The organism is Streptomyces sp. cf386, from assembly GCF_900103585.1.
In the GTDB taxonomy this organism is placed as follows: domain Bacteria; phylum Actinomycetota; class Actinomycetes; order Streptomycetales; family Streptomycetaceae; genus Streptomyces.
Map to the genome: position 1 here is coordinate 249810 of NZ_FNHV01000010.1, position 18466 is coordinate 268275.

An 18466-nucleotide genomic window follows, 5' to 3' on the forward strand; every position below is an offset into this window, starting at 1 on the left:
CCATGTGTCACTAGATGGGAGGGAGCTGCCCAGAAGGAGGATGCATGGCCCCTGAACACCGCCGGACCGGCCTGAGGTGCCTCAGGCGGCTGGCGTTCATCACTGCCGGAGTCGTGGCGTCCACGGCTCTGGCACCGGGCCCGGCCTTCACGGCCGACGCCGCATCCCGTCCCGACCCGCCGAGTCGCCCCAGCATCGTGACGGCCCCGTCCCCCGCACCCCCGCGCGCCACTCACGCCCCGCCGGCAGCGGCCGAGCGCGACCCCGCGTTCGGGGCGTACCTCCACTACGGGCCCGTAGGGCTGCAGCGCATGAAGCAGCTCAGCCGCTGGCTCGGCGGGCACGAACTGCGCGTGGGGCACACCTATCTGCCGGGGGACGCCTGGAACAACATCGAGGGCGCCCACGGCTTCCTCGACAGCTGGGCCAAGTGGCGCAAGGAAAAGGCCGACCGGCTGCTCGTGCTCAACGTGCCGATGATGGAACGAAACGAGGAGAACGTCCCCGACTGGACCGTCAGAAAGCTGCTGCGCAGCGCCGCGTCCGGCGCCTTCGACGACCACTTCGAGGTGCTGGCCGAGCGGCTGGTCGACCTGGGTGTGCCGGACACCGTCATCGTGCTCGGCTGGGAGATGAACGGCGTCACCTACACCCACCGCTGCGCCCCCGACCCGGACACCTGGAAGCGGTACTGGCAGCGCATCGTCACCGTCATGCGCTCGGTCCCCGGGCAGAAGTTCAAGTTCGACTTCGCCCCGAGCCGGGGCATGGACGCGGTTCCCTGGCCGGAGTGCTATCCGGGCGACGACTACGTCGACATCCTCGGCATGGACGCCTACGACCAGCCCAGCGGGCTCGACTTCGACGAGCAGGTGTCCGAGCCCTACGGCCTCCAGCACCACGTCGACTTCGCGCGCAAGCACCGCAAGCCGATCTCGTATCCGGAATGGGGCCTGTTCCGCAACGGCGACAACATCACGTACATGCTGCGCATGCTCGCCTGGATGGACGAGCACAAGCCGCTGTACAACACCATCACCGACTACTGCCCGCACGGCATCTGGCTGTGCTCCGACAACCCCCGCGCCTCCGCCCTGTACCGCGTCCTGCTGTCCAGCCCCCATCTGCCGCGGCCGGAACCGGGGCCGTCGGCCCCCGCCCCGACCGCGTCCACGGTTCCCGCCAAGCCGAAGCCGACATCGACATCGACGTCGACATGGAAGCCGACATCGAAGCCGACACCGGAGTCGGCCAAGCCGTCGACGCCGACGGCCCAGCCCTCCAAGCTGCCCCAGTGCACCCCGCTGGACCTCGCGAAGTGGCTCGAGGACCGGATCGGCGGCACGCTCACCGTCTGCCTCCAGCGGGCGAAGCGCTAGGACCTGTCCTGACGGTGATCCGCGGCACCGGGGTTTCCGCGCAGGACCTGCTTGGCCCGGTGACGCGCCGCCGCCTCGCCGGCCGCGAGGGCCAGCAGCGGGAGGGTGCGGCGCCGGGCGAGCAGGAAACGCTGGTTGGTGACCGACTCGGGGTGCCAGCGGTACTTGTACGGTTCGTCGCCGCGCAGCAGGCTCAGGACCCGGTGCGGCCGCCCGTCGCCCTCGGCCCCGGACGCGAGGTGCTCGGTGGAGGCGTGCAGCAGCATCGCCGCCACATCCACCTTCCGCTCCCGCAACCCCGGGTGGAAGCCGTACAGATACGTGCCCGCCATCTCTCCCGACAGCAGATTCAGATTCACCGCCACCACCGCCCCGTCGAGCAGGAACTCCGTCACCGCCGCTTGGCCGGACCGGGCCATCGGGACCACCGACCGGACCAGGTGCTCCAGGAACCGCGGCCGCTCGTGCTCCGCCGACATGTTCCTGCCCTGCCACTGGAGCCGGTGCAGTTCGAGGAGCCGGCGCAGGGCGCCCTCGGTCTCGTCATGGCGTACGACACGCCACTCGACGCCGAGCCGGACGAGCCGCTTCACCTTGTTGCGGACCCGCTGGGCGTGCCGCGACGACAGCCGCCCGACCAACTCGTCCACGGGTACGGCGGGCAACTCCAGGCACACGGAGTCACGCGTCCGGTGCCGCGGGCCGCGCCAGCAGAGGTAGACCCGCTCCATGGCGCCGCCCGGCCGCACCTCACGGAAGTCGATGAGGGCCGTGCGGGCCAGTTCGGCCAGGGCCTCCGCCAGCGCCCAGGCGCCCTCGGTGGCCGCTGTGCCGTCGACGAGCACATCGCAGAAGTCGGTGATGGCGCCGCCGATCGGCACCAGCGCCGGCAGCGGGCGGTGTTCGCGCATCAGCGGTGCCGCCGCCACCAGTTCACCGCTCCGGCGCACCAGGACCAGCCGCAGCCTGCCGGGCCTGCCGTACGACAGCCACCACGAGTGCAGCCAGGCATGGCTCTGGAACGGCGTCGCCGACGGGCACGCCCGGTACAGGCGTTCCCACTCCCCGGCCAGCTCCGCGAAGGCGCGCTCGTCCGTGCACACCTCCACCGACAGCGCGCGGCCGGGCGCGGTCATCCCAGCGTCCCGTGGGCGTCGGCCGCGCCCGCCGGGCCGGGCACGGACGCCCGCGCCTGGTCGTCGTCCTCGGCCCGCCGCGGCCGGGCCAGCAGGACGAGGCCGCCCAGCAGACCTCCGGCGCTCGCGCCCACGAGCGCGGTCAGCGCCGGGGACGCGGACGACGGCTCGCCGGGCTGCAGGGCACGGGCCAGGCGCTCCAGCCGGATGCCGGTCGCGTCCTTGGTGTGGTTCGCCTGCGTGACCAGCGCGCGGGACACGGCGTTGGCGATGTCGACGGCCTCGCCCGGGCGCGCCGAGGTCGCCGACACCGCCACCATCGGCGCGTCCGGCGAGGTCGCCACCTGCACGCTCTCGCGCAGCGTCGCCACCGGCACGCCCGCCCACACCGGGGCGTCCCCGAGCACCGCGAGCTGCGCGGCCACCCGGCCGTACGCCTGCGCGAAGCCGAGCGCGTCGGAGTAGCCGGCGTCGGTCCGGCCGGTGGGCACGGCGACGACGGAACTCGTCGCCGTGTACTCCGGCGGCCTCAACTGGCCGTAGGCGCCACCGACCACGGCACCGATCAGCACGCCGGCCGGCAGCCACCACCACAAGGGCCGCCCCTTCAGGCCCACACGGTCGATCAGCGGGGTACGCGGAGCGGGGGTGTCTGTCATGAGGAACTCACTTCCGAGGTCGGGCCGGACAGAGCGGCCGTGTACACATCCATCAGCTGCCGGGCGGTGCCCGCGATGTCGTAGCGGCTGACGATGTCCGGGACGGTCCGCTCGCCCGGTCCCGCCGCCCGCAGCCGCAGCAGTGCCCGCGCGTACGCCCCGGCACCGCCCGTGACCCGCCGGGCACCGGGCACCGCGTCCGGCGGCAGGTCCTCCACGGCGGGGCAACTCGCGTACAGCACGGGCAGCCCCGCGGCCAGCGCCTCCACGACGGCCAGGCCGAAGGACTCCTCCGGCGACGGTGAGGCGAGCACGTCCATCGCGGACAGCAGGGCGACCAGGTCGGGCGAGTTGTCGCCGGGTTCGGGCAGATACGGCCGCTCGCCGGTCAGCACCACCCGGTCCGCGACCCCGAGCGCCCGGGCGGTGCGCCGCAGCGCCTCCTCCTCGGGGCCGCCGCCGACCAGCAACAGCCATACGTTGATGGGCAGCAGGGCCAGCGCGTGCAGAAGCAGGTCGAAGCGCTTGCCCGGGGTGAGGCGCCCCACGCCGCCGACGACGTACGCGTCCTCCGGCAGCCCGTGGAACGCCCGGGCCTCCTTGCGGCGCACCTCGTCGTACCGGAACCGGGGTGCGTCGATGCCGTTCGGGATGACCCGGATGCGCTGCCCGGGCACGCCCCAGTGCCGCAGCCGTTCGGCCACCGTCGGCGAGACGGCCACCGTGGCGCGGCCGAGCCGCTCTCCGGCCAGGTACAGCGCGCGCACGCCCGCGTTCAGCGGCCGGCCCTCCAGCCGGGTGTCGCCGATCGAGTGCTCGGTGGCCACGACGGCCTTGACTCCCGCGAGCCGCGCGGCGATACGGCCGTACAGACAGGCCCGGTACAGATGCGTGTGTACGAGGTCGTAGCCGCCGGTGCGGATCAGCTCGGCCAGGCGGGGGACCGCGCGCAGGTCGCGGTTGCCGCGCATCCCGAGGTGGGTGACGTTGACACCGTCGGCGGTGAGACCGGCGGCGACCTGGCCGGGGTTGGTCAGCGCCACCACGTCGCACTCCGCGGTCAGATGCCGCAGCAGCAGGCGCAGTTGCTGCTCGGCCCCGCCCGCGCCGAGGCCGGTGATGACGTGCAGGGCTTTCACGCCGCCTCCAGTGCGCGACCGTAGAAGCGGGCAAAGCGGCGCTTCAGCTCCAGCCGCACGGCGGTGTCCGCCTTCCCGATGTGGATGCGGGGCAGCGCGAAGTCGCCGCAGCCGGACGGGCCGGGGGAGATCGCGCAGGCGTAGCGGTAACCGGCCCGGCGCACCGCGTCGGCGGCACGCTCGTCGAGGTAGCCGTACGGATAGCAGAAGCCCTCGACGTCGTCGCCGATGACGGCGGCGAGCCGGTGCCGGCTGTCGTCGACCTCGGCGCGCAGCACCTGGTCGGTGGCCTTCGTCAGATCGACGTGGGTCAGACCGTGCGAGGCGACCTCCATCCCCGCGGATACGGCACGGCGGATGCCGGCCGCGTCGAGCAGTGGCTTGCGCGGGCCGATCGGTTCCCAGGTGTTCTCGCCGCCGAGCAGCCCGGGCAGCACGAACACGGTCGCCGTGAAACCCCGGCGGCGCAGCAGGGGCAGGGCGGCGGTGACGAAGTCGGTGTACCCGTCGTCGAAGGTGAGCCCCACCAGGCCGCGCTCCGCGCCCCGGGCGCGCGCCGCGAGCAGCTCCCGGACGCTCACCCCGCGCAGACCGCGGGCGGCCATCCAGGCGAGCTGCCGTTCGAGGCGGGCGGGGGTGACGGTGACGTTGTACGGGTCGTCCGGGCAGTCCGAGACGGAGTGGTACATGGCCACCCAGGCGGCGGAACCCCGCTTCAGGCGTCCCCCCACGGTGGGTTCGGGAACGAGAACGGGGGCGGGGGCGGGAACGGAGTCGGGAAGGGATGGGGGAAGGGACTCGGCCGTGCTCGGCGCGGTGGATGTGTCAGCGACCATGGCGAAGCTTTCGTGTGACGGAGCGATGGACGGAGTGCGTGACGGACGCCAGGAGGGACCGGGCGCCCGCCGCGTCGAAAATCCAGGCCAGCAGCAGGAAGACGGCGGCCACGCAGGTGCAGCCGGCGGCGACGGACAGCGCGGGCGAGGCGAAGAGCCCCGCACCGACCAGCCCGGCCCCGGTGGCGCACACGGCCGCGCCCACCGGTCGGGCCAGAGCGGCGACGACCCGGCGGACGCGCACGGGCACGGTGCGCGGACCCAGGCCGTGCAGCAGGAGCAGCGCCGTGACCGTGATGCCGGCGGCGTTGGCCCCGGCGATACCGCGGGCGCCCCAGGGCTGGACGGCCCAGGCACTGAGGGCGACGGTGGCGAGCGCGCCCGCGACCATCGCGCCCAGCGGGTACCAGGTGGTCCGGCCGGCCGAGAAGTACGACATGACGAGCGCCCCCACCAGCGTGTGCCCGAGCAGTCCGGCCGCGTAGACCCGCATGACGGCGGCGGTCGTGGCGGTGTCCTGCGCCGTGAACGCGCCGCGCTGGAAGAGGAGCTGGACGATCTGCGGCGCGCAGGCCACGACCACGGCGGCGCCGAACAGCACCAGACAGGCCGTCAGCACCAGGTCCCGCTCCACCCGGTCCCCGGCCCGCCGTGTGTCGCCGTCGGCGATGGCCCGCGCCACCACCGGGAAGGTGACGACGCACACCATCAGCGCCAGCGACATCGGCAACTGGGCGACCTTCTGGGCGTAGTTGAGATGCGAGATGGCGCCGGCGGGCAGCCCGGACGCGAAGTACCGCTCGATGAGCACCTGCGACTGCCGGCACAGCGCGAAGAGCAGGACCGCACAGACGAGACCGAGCGCCAGGGCCTGCGTCGGAAGCGGCGCCTGCCGGGCGGCGTCCACGTCCGCACCGACGCGGACATCAGCCGGAGCCGCGGCCCCGTCGTACACCGCCACGCCCCCGGACCGGCCGGGCCGCCCCGCGATCCGCCGCCACAGGAAAGGTGCCTGCAGGGCGGGCATGAAACACCCGCCCAGAGCGACACCGAGCGCCGCCGACCGTACGCCCCAAGGCCCGGTCAGCACGAACATCGTGGCGATGATCGTGGCGTTGTACGCGATGTAGATGGCGCCCGGGGCGACATAGCTGCCGTGCGCCCGCAGCGCCGCCCCGCAGTACCCGGCAAGACCGAAACTCAGCACACAGGTCGCGGTCAGCCGGGTGCAGGACACCGCCAGCGAAGGGTCGGGCAGACCGGGCGCCAGAACGGAGACCAGCAGCGGCGCCCCGGCCGCGAGCACGGCGGCCGTACCGGCGAGGGCGAGACACAGCCGCGGCAGCGTGGCGGCGACCAGGGCGTGTACGGGGTCCGGGCCGCCGACCCCGCGAGCCCGCCGCGCCAGCGCCACACTGAACGCGGGCACGAGCACGAACGCCATCCCGTCCTCGATCAACAAGGTCGACGCCATCTCGGGCACCGTCCAGGCCACCAGAAACGCATCGGTGTCCGCCCCGGCCCCGAAGAGATGCGCAAGCACCTGATCCCGACCGAGCCCGAGCAGCGCCCCGGCCATGGACAACGCGGCGGAGAGCAAGGTCGCCCTGGCGAGGAAGCGGCTTGAGGGGGTGCTCGGGCGGGGGGTGGGTGCTGGGGTGGGGCTGCCGCCGGCCGGGATCGCAGCGTGTACGTCGGTCGGGTGCTCGGCGCGCAGGTCCTCGACTGCGGGCCTGCCGTCCACGCCGGGCGTGTGCCCCGCGGGGTCGTCGGTCGCCGTCGGCCCGGAGCTCATCGTCGGCCCGATTCCGCGGCCGGGGTCGTCGTCCCGTCGTCGGCCAGCGCCCACCACGCGGCGAGGCCGAAGCAGAGGGCCGTCAGGACGGTGGAGGGGCCGCCGATGTCGGCGTACAGGAAGTTCACGAGCTGCCACAGCAGGAGCCCGCAGATCGGGAGCGCGCAGTCCCGGGCGGGTCCGCCCCGCCCGCCCTGCCAGCTCCGCCGCAGTCGGCGTACCGCGCACACCAGCAGGGCCAGCCAGCCGCCCGCCACCGTGAGCAGCCCCAGCAGGCCCTGCTCGCTGAGGAGCAGCAGGTACATGTTGTGCGGGGAGAGCAGGGGCTGACGTCGGAAGGCCTGGCCTGCCCCCTCCGTGTCGCTGCCCGACGACAGCGCGAGCGAGGCATGGCCGTCCCGGTGCGCCGGGAACGCCTTCAGCCCCACGCCCGTCACCGGGTTCTCCCGCCACATGCCGGCCGCCGCAGCCCACAGGGTGTACCGGTCGACGACCGACTGGTCCGGCGCGTCGGCGACCTGGGTGATGCTGGTCAGCCGCTCCTGCACCGCCGCCGCGCCCACGCCGAGCCCGCCCACCAGGACGACGGAAACCGCGACCGCCGCAGCGAACACCTTCGCCGCCCGCCGCACCCCGGCCAGCAGCAGTTGCGCCCCGCAGACCACCGCCGTGGCGATCCAGGCACCCCGGCTGAAGGACAGCGCGAGCGGCACGAGCAGCGCCAGCGCGCATCCGGCCGCCACGACCCTCCCCCACCCTTCGGGCGGGGGGACCCCCAGCCGCCGCGCCCGGGTCCCGAGGGCGAGACCGGTCGCGGCCACCACCCCGACCGAGACGACGCTCGCCATCCCCATCACGTCGGACGGCCCGAACGTGCCCACCGCCCGGATGCCGGCCCCCTGATACAGCGCCCCGGTCCCCGTGAGGTACTGGTGCACCCCGATCGACCCCTGCCACACCGCGAGGCCGACCAGGGACCACAGCACCAGCCGGGCGTCCCGCCGGTCGCGCACCAGCAGCAGCACCGCGACCGGGACGAGCACGAACACCTGCAGATAGCGGGCCAGTCCGGTGATCGCATCGCCACCGCTCGCCGCCCCCGCCGCGGCCACCGCGATCCCCACCACGGGCAGACCGAGCACGACCGCCGCCGTCCGCGTCAGAGGTCGCCGCGCCCGCCGTACGGTGTGCACGACGGCCCACACGACGACCAGTCCCGATACGGCGTCCGCGGCGGTGAGGCCACTGTCCGGCGTGACCGGCAGCCCCAGCAGGACGACGACCGCCACCACCGGCAGCACGGCCAGGACGGAGCGGACCGAGCGGGCCCGGCGCAGCGTCGGCAGCGACAGGACGAGCGGGGCGGCGACCGCCGGGGGAGTGCTCACCGGCGCTCAGCTCCCCGTCGGCCGTACGAACTGCGCCGCCGTGCGCAGCAGGATGCAGACGTCCTGCCACAGCGACCAGTTGTCGATGTAGGCGTTGTCGTAACGGCACCGGTCCTCAATCGAGGTGTCCCCGCGCAGCCCGTGGATCTGGGCGAGCCCGGTGATCCCGGACCGCATCCGATGACGCGCCGGATAGCCCGGATGGGCCTGGCTGAACTTGGCGACGAAATACGGCCGTTCGGGCCGCGGTCCGACCAGACTCATGTCTCCGCGGAAGACGTTCCACAGCTGCAGCAGCTCGTCCAGCGAGGTGCGGCGCAGGAAGTGACAGAACCGGCTCATACCCTGGTCGTTCGCCACGCTCCAGCGGGTCGCCGCCTCGTGCGCGCTGGCGGGCCGGTGGGTGCGGAACTTCAGCATCGTGAACGGCCGCCCGTCCTTGCCGACCCGCTCCTGCCGGAACACCACGCCGGGCCCGTCCACGACCCGCAGCGCGAGCGCGCACGTCAGCAGCACGGGGGCGGCCAGCACCAGCAGCGAGCCCGAGAGCACCACGTCCAACATCCGCTTGCCCACGCCGCCGAGCCGCCGTCCGCTCCCCGGCTCCAGCGACCTGCACGAGAAACCGGCCAGCAGCCCCGCCCGCGTACGGCGCCCGCGGAGGCCGTACGACGGTGTGTCCGCGTCCTCGGCCAGCTCCCACAGCATGCACCCGTACCCGGCGAGCCCCCGTAGCACGGCGGCCTGCTCCACCCGGGTGGCGGCCCCCACGACGAGCACCGTCTCCACACCGTTCTGGATGAGCGCCCGGCACGCGTCCTGCGCCGTGGCGAGCACCGGCAGCCCGGGCTCGTCGTCGGTGTCGCCGAGGACCTCCGGGGCGTCGGCGACGAGACCCACCGGACGGACTCCGCAGTCCGGGTGCCGCAGCAGCGCGGCCGCGACGCCCCGGGCCACCGCGAGCGGACCGACCACCAGAGCGGGACTCGGCCTGCGCCGCAGCATCCGGCGCCGGTACCCGTGCACCGCCGCGCGGGCCGCGCAGGCCGCCCCGCAGTGCACGACGAAGGCGGCGGCAAGCGCGGTCATCGGGAGCGACCGCAGCGGGGAGAACGCCACGACCGCCGCCCAGCCGACGGCGATCCGGGCACAGAGGGCCGGGAGTTCGCCGAGGACGCCGGGGACGAAGGAGATGTCGTACAGCGAGGCCCGGTGGTTCAGGCCGAGCACACCGAGGGCCAGCAGGGCGAAGACCAGCGGGTACCTGTGCGCCGAGGGCACGGCCAGGGCGGCCGGCAGGACAGCGGCTCCGTCGACGAGCCACAGCACTGCCCATGCTGCCCGCCGCGGACGACGGGCTCCCCGCCCGGCCGACGGCCGGCGTCCCGGGGTGGGGCCGCCCGGGGCGGAAACGGAGAAGGTGCCTTCCGGCACCCGCTGCGGCCCCGCGGGCGAGGCGACGGTACTTTCCGCGGTCATGTGGTGATGCACTTCCTGCTCTAGTTGGATACGACAGGCGTGGGAACGACGCCGAGCAACTCGCGATACAGGTCGGTGACTGCGCCCGTGGTGTGCCGCAGATCGTGGGCGACGAGCACATGCGCACGGGCCTGCGCGGCCAGCGCCGCACGCAGCGGCTCGTCCCGCAGCAGCGCCGTGAGCGCCCGGGCCAGCGCGCCGGGATCCTCCGGCGGCACCAGACAGGACGGCTGATGGGAGGGCGGCAGGCTCTCGCGCGCCCCGTCCACGTCCGTGACGAGGACCGGCCGGGCACACGCCATGGCCTCCAGCGGGGCGAGCGCCATCCCCTCCCAGCGGGACGGCAGGACGACGACGTCGGCGGCCCGGTACCAGGGGGCGACGTCGGACGCGGCGCCGGCGAACTCCACCGACGCGGGCGCACCGCGGCGCAGCAGCTCCGCGTCCGGCCCGTCGCCGACCAGCACCAGCCGGGCACCGGCCACCCGCCGCACCACCTCGGGCCAGGCCCGCACCAGCACGTCCTGCCCCTTCTGGCGGCACAGCCGGCCCACGCACACGACGAGCGGACCGACCCCCGACCGCGCGCTGTCCCCCTCCGGACGGAACCGGCCGGTGTCGACACCGTTGGGGACCACCTGCCAAGGGGCGGCGATTCCGCACCTCTCCCCGGTGCGCCGCTCGGCGTCGCTCACACACACCACGCGCGTCGCCCACCGCGCCCCGAACCGCTCCCAGCCCAGCGCCAGCCGCGCGACGACACCGTCCGCGGCCTCGAACGACCAGGCGTGCGGCTGGAAGACGGTCGGCAGTCGGCCATGTACCGCGAGCCGGGCCGCGAGCCCCGCCTTCGCGCTGTGCGCGTGCACCAGGTCCGGCCGCACATCGCGCACCAGCCGCTTCAACCGCCCTACCTCGTCCGGGAGTCGGGGCCCCGGCGCCCGGGTCGCGTCCCAGCGCAGCGTGGTGCCGCCCGACGCGCGCAGGGAGTCCGTCAGCGTGCCCCCTTCCGGACAGGCCACCGTGACCCGCAGCCCGGCGGCCACCTGCGCCGCCACCAGGTCCGTCACGACCCGCGCGACACCGCCCTCGACGGGCTGCGCGACATGCAGGACGTGCGGCGCGGAAATGCGCATGACCGAGGCTGCCCTTCCAAGAAACGAGTCCGAACCAGCAAGAGGGTCTGAGGGTCAACCGGCTTTCTGGATGCTGGGGATGAGCGGCACCAGACACTTATCCATATTTAACGGTCGTAGGGTCGACCGTGTCGGAACGGCGGCGCGTTCCGAGTTGATTGCCAAGCGATGTCACCCGTTTGGTCGGCACAACGGGTCTTTTCGTATGAGTTCCTGGAAGTTGTCCGCGGCAGAGTTTCCAGACAGTCCCCGTGTCGTTAGCCCAAGAGAACCGAGACCGACTCACTCACGGCGCCTGCGGAATGAAATCCCCTTCGCCGAACGCGAGTTACGGAAGTCGAGTCCCCAGGAAAGGACAATGATGAAGAACCTGAAGGCTGCCGCGGTTGTCGCCGGCTCCCTCGCCGTTGCCGGTGTCGCCGGGCCCGCCGCCGCGGTGGACATGCCCGCGACGGGCCTCGTCGACAACGGGAAGTCGGTCGCCCGCAGCCTCCCCTCGGCCGCCAAGGTGCCGACGGGCTACGTGGGCAACAACGTCAGGACCACGACGGACGGTGTCAAGCAGGGCGTGAACAAGACGGGCGTGGTGAAGACCCCCGTCATCGGCGGGACCATCCCGAACCCCGTCGACGGCAAGCTGCTCGGCGGGCTCCCGATCAACAGGTAGGCGATCCCAGTAGCGATCGGACAGGCGACTCGTTCCTCGACTTCGTCGCCCGTCGGCTCGATGTTCAGGGTCGACTCCGCACTCCGCGGAGTCGACCCTTCGGCGTTTTCGGGGGAGCGATTCCTCTTATGGTCGGCCTCGTTGGGCCAAATGAATGAGGCAGGGTGACCACACGGGTTTCAGCATCGTTGTTCCAAGTGAATCGGCGCTCATTCCTCCTTGTCGGCGCTCTCTCCGTGGGCCCGGTCCGCACTCCCATGCGGACCGGGCCCACGCCTTTTGGTGCGGAGATCTCCGTGCACAAAGGCCGAGTGCACAAAGGCCGATGGCGGCCCACCGGGTTTCCGGCGGACCGCCATCGGGCGAAGGACTGCTCAGAGGACGAGGCCGCCGGTGTACGAGCCGGTCTGCTGCTGGTTGACCGTGCCCGTGTTGCAGGAGGCGTAGTGCGAGTTCGTCGCGATGACGCCGCCGAGGACGGCTCCGTTCGACCACGGGGCGAGGCAGCGACCGTCGACCAGGGTGCCGTTGACCACGGCGATGCCCTGCTGCGGTTCGTTCACGACGACCGGGGCCGTCGAGAAGCCGCTGCCGCCCTTGACGGTGGTGACATCGCTGTCGGCGGAGGCGGTGCCGCCGGCCGCCAGGACGATGCCCGCGGCGATGGCGGAAATGGCCGTAACCTTGTTACGCATGAGCTGAGCCTTTCCGGGCTGCGTTTGGGATTGACCTGATCCGAATGGCGCGGATCAGGAGTCAGAGGACGAGGCCGCCCTTGTAGTGGCCGGACTGCTGCTGGTTGACCGTGCCCGTGTTGCAGGAGGCGTAGTGCGAGTTCGTCGCGATGACGCCGCCGAGGACGGATCCGTTGGACCACGGGGCCGCGCAACGGAGGTCGACGGCGCTGCCGTTGACGATGAGCACGCCCTGCTGGGGTTCGTTTACCACGACCGGGGCCGTCGAGAAGCCGCTGCCACCCTGGACGGTGGTGACATCGCTGTCGGCGGCGGCGGTGCCGCCGGTCGCCAGGACGATACCCGCGGCGAGAGCGGAAATGGCCGTAACCTTGTTACGCATGAGTTGCCCCTTTCCGGGCTGCGTTGGGGGATTAACCTGCTGCGAAATCGCTCGGAGCAGAGGTCAGGCGATGAGGCCACCGGTGTAGTTGCCGGTCTGCTGCTGGTTGACCGTGCCCGTGTTGCAGGAGGCGTAGTGCGAGTTCGTCGCGAGGACGCCGCCGAGGACGGAGCCGTTGGACCACGGGGCGATGCAGCGACCGTCGACCAGGGTGCCGTTGACGATGAGCACACCTTGCTGGGGCGCGTTCACGACGACCGGGGCCGACGAGAAGCCGCTGCCACCCTTGACAGTGGTGGTCTTGCCGTTGCCGTCGTACTCACCAGCTGAGGCAATGCCGGCGCCGGCGACGACGGTGCTGAGGGCGAGGGCCGTGATGACCGCGAACTTCTTGGGCAACTTGGTTCCTTCCTGAATTCACGGTTGCGCACGCTTACGAAAAGGAAACCCGTATATGCACGCATAAGTCACGGTGGGAACAATCAAACGTGGACAGATTCCTTCGGATGGCGCAATGCGGCCCGCCCGCCGCTCACCAGGATTTAGTCCGAGTTCCCGGAGTTGCCGGACGCCGACATGCGTCCGGCCCACCGGCGGGGTGCGGGCCGGTGGGCCGGATTGGTCGTGCGCGGGTTGCCGAGAACCGGATCAGAGTCTCAGAATTCCGGGGCCAGGGACTCGTACGGTTGCCGGGTCGTCACTTGGGAAGGAAGGAGCCGAAACCGGCGGCGGTCGGCGCCTTCAACGGGCGGACCTGGACGGAGCCACTGCCGGCCGGGTTCTTCACCGGAATGGTGGGTCGCTTCACCGCGTCCGGGTCCATTCCGTCCAGGTAAACGCCGGACAACCCGCCCGCGTTCTTGCTGTTCTTGTCGAACGCGCTGCCCTTCGCGATCGAACCGTCGCGGGCCAGCCGCGTCACGGTGTCGGCCGCCGGCAGGATCGCCGGGCTCACCTTGGACGGGGACACGAGACCGAGCGGACTGGCCGCGACACCCGATCCCCCCGTGGACGACCCGGTAGCGGCCGCCGCCGAGACGGCGGAACCGCCTACAAGACCCGCACCGATGGCCAACGCCGCAGTGGTGAAAACTGCCTTCTTCATCATTCACCTCGCTTGAAAGTACCTCTGATCCGACGGTTGGAGAACATAGCAGTACACGGCGCCCGCAAAAGCGACGCGTTGCTCCATACGCATGAAAATCGCTGGATTGAAGAATGGAATGCACAGAGGCATTCGGAGGGATTGGCGGCTGGTCGGCAAAACGACTGATCATATGGTGCGTCCGGCTTAATTCGATAGCCTGCGCGAGTTGAATCAGGAAAAGCGGCGCGTGTCCTACCCTCGCCGCCATGACCATCGACACCGCCACGTTCACGCCGATCTGGTCGGAGGAGTTCGACGCACCGATCGAGTGGGGCGCCATCTGGGTCGGCGATCGGACCAGCGCCTACCGCTACTGCGATCACAATCCGGACGACAACAAACTCGACTGGCTCGACCCCGCCTGTGTGACCGTCTCGGGAGGCGTGGCCACCTTCACCGCCACACCGGCCGGCCGCACCCTGGAGAACGGCCTGCAGGCCTGGCGCACCGGGCTGCTCACCACCGAGTACTCCGCCGAGGGCTTCCAGGTGCGGACCGGGGACCATGTCGAGACCCGCGTCAAACTGCCCTCGGGGACCGGGGCCTGGCCGGCGCTGTGGACCTGGAGGGACGGTGGGAACGAGGTCGACTCCTTCGAGTACCACCCGGACAACCCGAACCTGCTGGAGCTGTCCAACAACGTCAACCGCGCGTCGACCTACTACACCGACGCCGACGCGATCGCCCCGGACCGCTGGGTGACCGTCGGCACCACCTACGGCGCGCGTTCCGTCGAGTGGTACGTCAACGGAGCATGCGTCTTCTCCGACGGCACCGGCGTGGGCGACGACTGGTCGGCGTATCCGATCCTGAACCTGTCGCTGAGCGCCGGTCAGTGGCACCCGGCCCCCTGCGACCCGGCGCCGATCACCTTCGCCGTCGACCACCTCCGCGTCTACCGCGAGGCCGCCCGGTGGTGACCCCCGCCCCGGACGCCGGGCCGACCACGGGCGGCGGCCGTGCCTTCGCCCTGCTGCTGGTGCTCACCGGGGCGGCCGGGCTGCTGGCCTCCTGGGTCATCACCCTCGACAAGTTCAAGCTGTTGGAGGACCCGGACTTCGTTCCGGGGTGCAGCCTGAACCCGGTGCTGTCCTGCGGCAGCGTGATGGAGAGCGACCAGGCCGAGGCGTTCGGGTTCCCCAACCCGATGCTGGGCCTGGTGACTTACGCCGTAGTGATCGGCGTCGGGGTGAGCCTGCTCGCCGGGGCCGCCTTCCCGCGCTGGTACTGGCTGACCTTCGAGGCCGGCTGCCTCTTCGGGATCGGGTTCGTCTCCTGGCTGCAGTTCGAGTCGCTGTACCGGATCAACGCCCTGTGCCTGTGGTGCTGCCTGGCCTGGCTCGCCACGATCGTACTGTTCTGGTACCTGACGTCCTTCCTCGTGCGGAGCCGCCTTGTGCCCGCGCCGAGCCCGGTGCGGACCCTCTTCGCGGAGTTCACCTGGGTGCTGCCGGTCCTGCACATCGGGATCGTCGGGATGCTGATCCTGACCCGCTGGTGGGACTTCTGGACGAGCTGAGCATGCACCGTATGGCCGCTTCATCGGTGACCGTGAGGCGTCCCGGACGGTTACTCGTACGAACAGCCGAACCGTGCGAGGAGTGAGCGATGGCCGTCAGTGCAGACGGAGTGTCGGTGGGTGCGGTGCAGGGAGCGGGCACCCGGGGGAGCAGTGGGCCGAAGAGGCGGACACGGCGGGAGGTGGCGCGGCTGCTGCTCGGCACCGGAGCCGTGGCACTCACCCCGGTGCTCGCCTCCTCCCGGCCCTCGGAGTCCGCGGTCCGGCAACGCCCCACCGACATCCCCTTCGACGAGACCTACCGAGGTCGCCGGATCCAGGGCACCCCCCTTCCGCTGCAGGGTCTCAGCGCCCTCGGCGCCGACTGGCGTGTCACCGTGGACGGCAATCCGCTGCACCTGATGCGCCGGGCCGACGGCACCTGGCTGAGCATGCTCGACCACTACAGCGGATACCGGACCCCGCTGGAGGCGACCCGCGCTGCCGTCGACGAGCTCGGTCCCCGCCGGCGGCTGCGCGACCTGGCCCCCGGGCCGTTCGGCGGCGGGCACCTGCACGGGGAGGCCGAGCATGGTGTACGTGCGTAAGAACGTGACCAAGCTGACGGCCACCGAGAAGCGGCGGTTCGTCGAGGCGCTGCTCGAGGTCAAACGCAATGGTGAGTACGACGAGTTCGTACGGCTGCACATCAGGCACTTCCGCGGCGACGGCGAACGAGGCCTGCGCGCCGCCCATATGACGCCCTCTTTCCTGCCCTGGCACCGCATGTTCGTGCTGGACCTGGAGGACGCCCTGCGCCGCGTCGACGACTCGGTGACGGTGCCGTACTGGGACTGGACCAAGAACCGTTCGGCCACCTCGGTGCCGTGGACCGACGATCTGCTGGGCGGGAACGGGCGGCGCGGGGACCGGCAGGTGATGACCGGGCCGTTCGCCTACCGGGCGGGCCGGTGGCCCATTCGGGCGGGCGTCACCGACGACCGGTTCCTCACCCGGGACCTGGGCCGTTCCCGCGATCCGATCAACCTGCCCACCAAGGCCGATCTGGACCGGGCGCTGAAGGACCCCGTCTACGACGTCTCCCCGTGGGACTCCACGGTCGCCAAGGGCTTCCGCAACAAGATGGAGGGGTGGGGCCCCAGCAGCAACCCCTGGCTCAACCACAACCGGGTGCACCGCTGGATCGGGGGTGCCATGCTCGGCGCCGGGTCCGTCAACGATCCCGTCTTCTGGCTGGTCCACGCCTTCGTCGACCTGCAGTGGCAGCGCTGGCAGGGGCGCCACCGCACCCACCGCTACCTGCCGGAGCGGCCGCCCGCCCGGGGCAGAGGGCAGGGCGGCCGGATCGTCGCCCGGCACGAGCGGCTGCCGCCGTGGGACGTGACCCCGGACGAGCTGGAGGATGTGTCCGAGATCTACCGGTACGCCTGAGACCGTCCCGCGCGCCCGGCCGCACCGGAAAATCGCTTAGCCCTCTGACCGGCCTCGACTAGCCTCCGGGCATGGCAACCGATCCGACGGAACAACTGGTCCGGCTCTTCGCCGAGGAGAGCCGGGTGCGCGCCTTCGCCGCCGTGGCGCTGGGCGCGGGGAGCGCCGACGAGGTCGCGCGGGCGGCCGGGCTGTCCCCGAAGGAGACCGCCGTGGCGCTACGGCGGCTGCGGGAGCAGGGCGTGGTGACGGCCGCGGGCGACGGGGAACTGGGCGTCGCGTACGACCTGTTCAAGGGGTACGCCCGGGAGGCCGCGCAGCGCGAGAGCCGGTCCGGCGGCGCCGGGAGCCCTGACTCCGGGGACGAGCGAACCGACGTGATCCTGCGGAACTTCGTCCGGGACGGGCGGCGGCTGGTCCGGCTGCCCGCTCAGTGGACCCGCAAGAAGCTGGTGCTCGGCTACATCGCCGAGCGGAGCTTCGAGCCCGGCGTGGAGTACCCGGAGCGGATCGTCAACGAAAAGCTGCGCGCCTGGTGCGAGGACAGCGACGACATCGACCATGTGACGCTCCGGCGCTATCTGGTGGACCTGCACCATCTGCGCCGGAGCGAGGGCATCTACCGGCGGCCGGCCGCCGAGACCGAGGCCGCCGACAGCGCCTGACCGCCGCCCTCGGGGCAGCCGTCGTATCCGTCGGAACGGCCGTCGGCATCGATCAGGACAGCCGTCGCACGGGTGAACCCGCCAGGTACGCCTGGATGTTCTCGACCGCCTGGCCGTAGTACGTCGCGTAGTTGGCCCGCGAGACATAGCCCAGGTGGGGTGTGGCGAGGAGGCGGGGGGCCGTGCGCATCGGGTGGTCGGCGGGGAGGGGTTCGATGTCGAAGACATCCACGCCGGCGCCGGCGATACGGCCCTCGTGCAGGGCCGTGAGCAGGGCTTCCTGGTCGACGATCGCCGCGCGGGAGGTGTTGATCAGGTAGGCGGTCGGCTGGAGCAGGGCGAGTTCGGGTGCGCCGAGCAGGCCCCGGGTGCGGTCGCTCAGGGCGAGGTGGACGGAGACGAAGTCGCTCTCGGTGAGCAACTCCTCCTTTGACGCGGCCAGTTGGACGCCCACCTCGTCGGCGTACTCCTTGGTGAGGTTCTGGCTCCAGGCGCTGACGTGCATGCCGAAGGCGAGGCCGACCTGGGCCACCCGGCTGCCGATCTTGCCCAGGCCGAGCAGCCCGAGGCGGCGGCCGTGCAGGTCGGCGCCGACCGTGCTCTGCCAAGGGCCGCCGGAGCGCAGGGCGTTGCTCTCCTCGACGATCCCGCGGGCGAGGCCGAGCAGCAGGGCCCAGGTGAGTTCTACGGGCGGGGTCGAGGTGCTGGCCGTACCGCAGACGGTGACGTCGTGGGCCTCGGCGGCGGCGTAGTCGATGACCGAGTTGCGCATGCCGGAGGCGATCAGCAGCTTCAGCCGGGGGAGACGGGCGAACAAGGAGGCGGGGAAGGGGACGCGTTCCCGCAGGGTGACGACGATGTCGAAGTCGGCGAGGGCCGCGGCGAGGGCGTCCGCGTCGGGGAAGTGGGTGGTGAAGGGGATGACCTCCACGTCGTCCGCGAGCGGCGACCAGTCGGCGACCTCGGTCGCCACGTTCTGGAAGTCGTCGAGCACAGCACAGCGCAGCCGCACG

Annotated in this window: 20 protein-coding genes; 7 read left to right on the top strand and 13 right to left on the bottom strand. The window is 71.8% G+C overall.

What is annotated here, in order from left to right:
* Positions 1-44: 44 nt before the first annotated feature.
* Positions 45-1379, top strand: coding sequence for a glycoside hydrolase family 26 protein (locus tag BLU79_RS26190; protein WP_093908345.1), 1335 nt, complete (start codon positions 45-47; stop codon positions 1377-1379).
* Here BLU79_RS26190 and BLU79_RS26195 read toward each other — a convergent pair.
* From BLU79_RS26195 to BLU79_RS26230, 8 genes are all read right to left on the bottom strand, one after another.
* Entirely contained in the window at positions 1376-2515 is a 1140-nt protein-coding gene (locus tag BLU79_RS26195; protein ID WP_093908346.1) for a GNAT family N-acetyltransferase, read from the bottom strand. The genes BLU79_RS26190 and BLU79_RS26195 overlap by 4 nt on opposite strands.
* On the bottom strand, positions 2512-3174 hold the full coding sequence (locus BLU79_RS26200; RefSeq protein WP_093908347.1) for a YveK family protein: 663 nt from the start codon (positions 3172-3174) through the stop codon (positions 2512-2514). Before BLU79_RS26200 ends, BLU79_RS26195 begins: the two co-directional genes overlap by 4 nt.
* Positions 3171-4313, bottom strand: a complete 1143-nt coding sequence (locus BLU79_RS26205) for a glycosyltransferase (protein WP_093908348.1) — start codon at positions 4311-4313, stop codon at positions 3171-3173. Before BLU79_RS26205 ends, BLU79_RS26200 begins: the two co-directional genes overlap by 4 nt.
* Positions 4310-5002: a polysaccharide deacetylase family protein gene (locus BLU79_RS26210; protein ID WP_093908483.1), complete on the bottom strand. Its 693-nt coding sequence runs from the start codon at positions 5000-5002 to the stop codon at positions 4310-4312. The genes BLU79_RS26205 and BLU79_RS26210 overlap by 4 nt, the downstream gene beginning before the upstream one ends.
* 136 nt (positions 5003-5138) lie before the next feature.
* Entirely contained in the window at positions 5139-6944 is a 1806-nt protein-coding gene (gene murJ, locus BLU79_RS26215) for a murein biosynthesis integral membrane protein MurJ (RefSeq protein ID WP_093908349.1), read from the bottom strand.
* A complete protein-coding gene (locus tag BLU79_RS26220; RefSeq protein WP_371131942.1) occupies positions 6941-8332 on the bottom strand; it encodes an O-antigen ligase family protein in 1392 nt (463 codons plus the stop codon). Before BLU79_RS26220 ends, murJ begins: the two co-directional genes overlap by 4 nt.
* 6 nt (positions 8333-8338) lie before the next feature.
* Positions 8339-9811: an exopolysaccharide biosynthesis polyprenyl glycosylphosphotransferase gene (locus BLU79_RS26225; protein ID WP_093908350.1), complete on the bottom strand. Its 1473-nt coding sequence runs from the start codon at positions 9809-9811 to the stop codon at positions 8339-8341.
* 20 nt (positions 9812-9831) lie between these two features.
* The gene (locus tag BLU79_RS26230; protein ID WP_093908351.1) at positions 9832-10947 is read right to left on the bottom strand and encodes a glycosyltransferase; all 1116 of its coding nucleotides are present in this window, start codon (positions 10945-10947) and stop codon (positions 9832-9834) included.
* Positions 10948-11308: 361 nt separating this feature from the next.
* Between BLU79_RS26230 and BLU79_RS26235 the strand changes: the two genes are divergently transcribed.
* Positions 11309-11614 carry a hypothetical protein gene (locus BLU79_RS26235; protein WP_093908485.1) on the top strand — a complete coding sequence of 102 codons (306 nt, stop codon included), beginning with the start codon at positions 11309-11311 and terminating at the stop codon, positions 11612-11614.
* A 374-nt stretch (positions 11615-11988) separates the two neighbouring features.
* On the opposite strand, the gene BLU79_RS26240 is transcribed toward BLU79_RS26235, so the two are convergent.
* The 4 genes from BLU79_RS26240 to BLU79_RS26255 all read right to left on the bottom strand — a co-directional run bounded on the left by BLU79_RS26240 (position 11989) and on the right by BLU79_RS26255 (position 13661).
* Entirely contained in the window at positions 11989-12309 is a 321-nt protein-coding gene (locus tag BLU79_RS26240) for a hypothetical protein (protein ID WP_093908352.1), read from the bottom strand.
* Positions 12310-12370: 61 nt separating this feature from the next.
* The gene (locus tag BLU79_RS26245; RefSeq protein ID WP_093908353.1) at positions 12371-12691 is read right to left on the bottom strand and encodes a hypothetical protein; all 321 of its coding nucleotides are present in this window, start codon (positions 12689-12691) and stop codon (positions 12371-12373) included.
* A 63-nt stretch (positions 12692-12754) separates the two neighbouring features.
* On the bottom strand, positions 12755-13090 hold the full coding sequence (locus tag BLU79_RS26250; RefSeq protein ID WP_093908354.1) for a hypothetical protein: 336 nt from the start codon (positions 13088-13090) through the stop codon (positions 12755-12757).
* Positions 13091-13388: 298 nt separating this feature from the next.
* Positions 13389-13661 (bottom strand): hypothetical protein, encoded by a 273-nt coding sequence (locus BLU79_RS26255; protein WP_093908355.1) that lies wholly within the window; start codon positions 13659-13661, stop codon positions 13389-13391.
* Positions 13662-14044: 383 nt separating this feature from the next.
* Between BLU79_RS26255 and BLU79_RS26260 the strand changes: the two genes are divergently transcribed.
* The 5 genes from BLU79_RS26260 to BLU79_RS26280 all read left to right on the top strand — a co-directional run bounded on the left by BLU79_RS26260 (position 14045) and on the right by BLU79_RS26280 (position 17453).
* Entirely contained in the window at positions 14045-14758 is a 714-nt protein-coding gene (locus BLU79_RS26260) for a glycoside hydrolase family 16 protein (RefSeq protein ID WP_093908356.1), read from the top strand.
* Entirely contained in the window at positions 14752-15357 is a 606-nt protein-coding gene (locus BLU79_RS26265) for a vitamin K epoxide reductase family protein (RefSeq protein WP_093908357.1), read from the top strand. The genes BLU79_RS26260 and BLU79_RS26265 overlap by 7 nt, the downstream gene beginning before the upstream one ends.
* An 89-nt stretch (positions 15358-15446) precedes the next feature.
* The gene (locus BLU79_RS26270; protein ID WP_093908358.1) at positions 15447-15944 is read left to right on the top strand and encodes a tyrosinase family oxidase copper chaperone; all 498 of its coding nucleotides are present in this window, start codon (positions 15447-15449) and stop codon (positions 15942-15944) included.
* Complete coding sequence (locus tag BLU79_RS26275; RefSeq protein WP_093908359.1) at positions 15928-16788, top strand: tyrosinase family protein; 861 nt, start codon at positions 15928-15930, stop codon at positions 16786-16788. The genes BLU79_RS26270 and BLU79_RS26275 overlap by 17 nt, the downstream gene beginning before the upstream one ends.
* Positions 16789-16859: 71 nt before the next feature.
* Entirely contained in the window at positions 16860-17453 is a 594-nt protein-coding gene (locus BLU79_RS26280) for a DUF2087 domain-containing protein (protein ID WP_093908360.1), read from the top strand.
* A gap of 52 nt (positions 17454-17505) precedes the next feature.
* On the opposite strand, the gene BLU79_RS26285 is transcribed toward BLU79_RS26280, so the two are convergent.
* Positions 17506-18465 carry a D-2-hydroxyacid dehydrogenase family protein gene (locus tag BLU79_RS26285; RefSeq protein ID WP_093908361.1) on the bottom strand — a complete coding sequence of 320 codons (960 nt, stop codon included), beginning with the start codon at positions 18463-18465 and terminating at the stop codon, positions 17506-17508.
* Position 18466: the final 1 nt, after the last annotated feature.

Coding starts and splice junctions, on each gene's coding strand:
- BLU79_RS26270 (WP_093908358.1), top strand. CDS start 15,447: ATGGCCGTCAGTGCAGACGGAGTGTCGGTGGGTGCGGTGCAGGGAGCG.
- murJ (WP_093908349.1), bottom strand. CDS start 6,944: ATGAGCTCCGGGCCGACGGCGACCGACGACCCCGCGGGGCACACGCCC.
- BLU79_RS26240 (WP_093908352.1), bottom strand. CDS start 12,309: ATGCGTAACAAGGTTACGGCCATTTCCGCCATCGCCGCGGGCATCGTC.
- BLU79_RS26195 (WP_093908346.1), bottom strand. CDS start 2,515: ATGACCGCGCCCGGCCGCGCGCTGTCGGTGGAGGTGTGCACGGACGAG.
- BLU79_RS26280 (WP_093908360.1), top strand. CDS start 16,860: ATGGCAACCGATCCGACGGAACAACTGGTCCGGCTCTTCGCCGAGGAG.
- BLU79_RS26275 (WP_093908359.1), top strand. CDS start 15,928: ATGGTGTACGTGCGTAAGAACGTGACCAAGCTGACGGCCACCGAGAAG.
- BLU79_RS26210 (WP_093908483.1), bottom strand. CDS start 5,002: ATGTACCACTCCGTCTCGGACTGCCCGGACGACCCGTACAACGTCACC.
- BLU79_RS26230 (WP_093908351.1), bottom strand. CDS start 10,947: ATGCGCATTTCCGCGCCGCACGTCCTGCATGTCGCGCAGCCCGTCGAG.
- BLU79_RS26190 (WP_093908345.1), top strand. CDS start 45: ATGGCCCCTGAACACCGCCGGACCGGCCTGAGGTGCCTCAGGCGGCTG.
- BLU79_RS26260 (WP_093908356.1), top strand. CDS start 14,045: ATGACCATCGACACCGCCACGTTCACGCCGATCTGGTCGGAGGAGTTC.
- BLU79_RS26225 (WP_093908350.1), bottom strand. CDS start 9,811: ATGACCGCGGAAAGTACCGTCGCCTCGCCCGCGGGGCCGCAGCGGGTG.
- BLU79_RS26200 (WP_093908347.1), bottom strand. CDS start 3,174: ATGACAGACACCCCCGCTCCGCGTACCCCGCTGATCGACCGTGTGGGC.
- BLU79_RS26245 (WP_093908353.1), bottom strand. CDS start 12,691: ATGCGTAACAAGGTTACGGCCATTTCCGCTCTCGCCGCGGGTATCGTC.
- BLU79_RS26235 (WP_093908485.1), top strand. CDS start 11,309: ATGAAGAACCTGAAGGCTGCCGCGGTTGTCGCCGGCTCCCTCGCCGTT.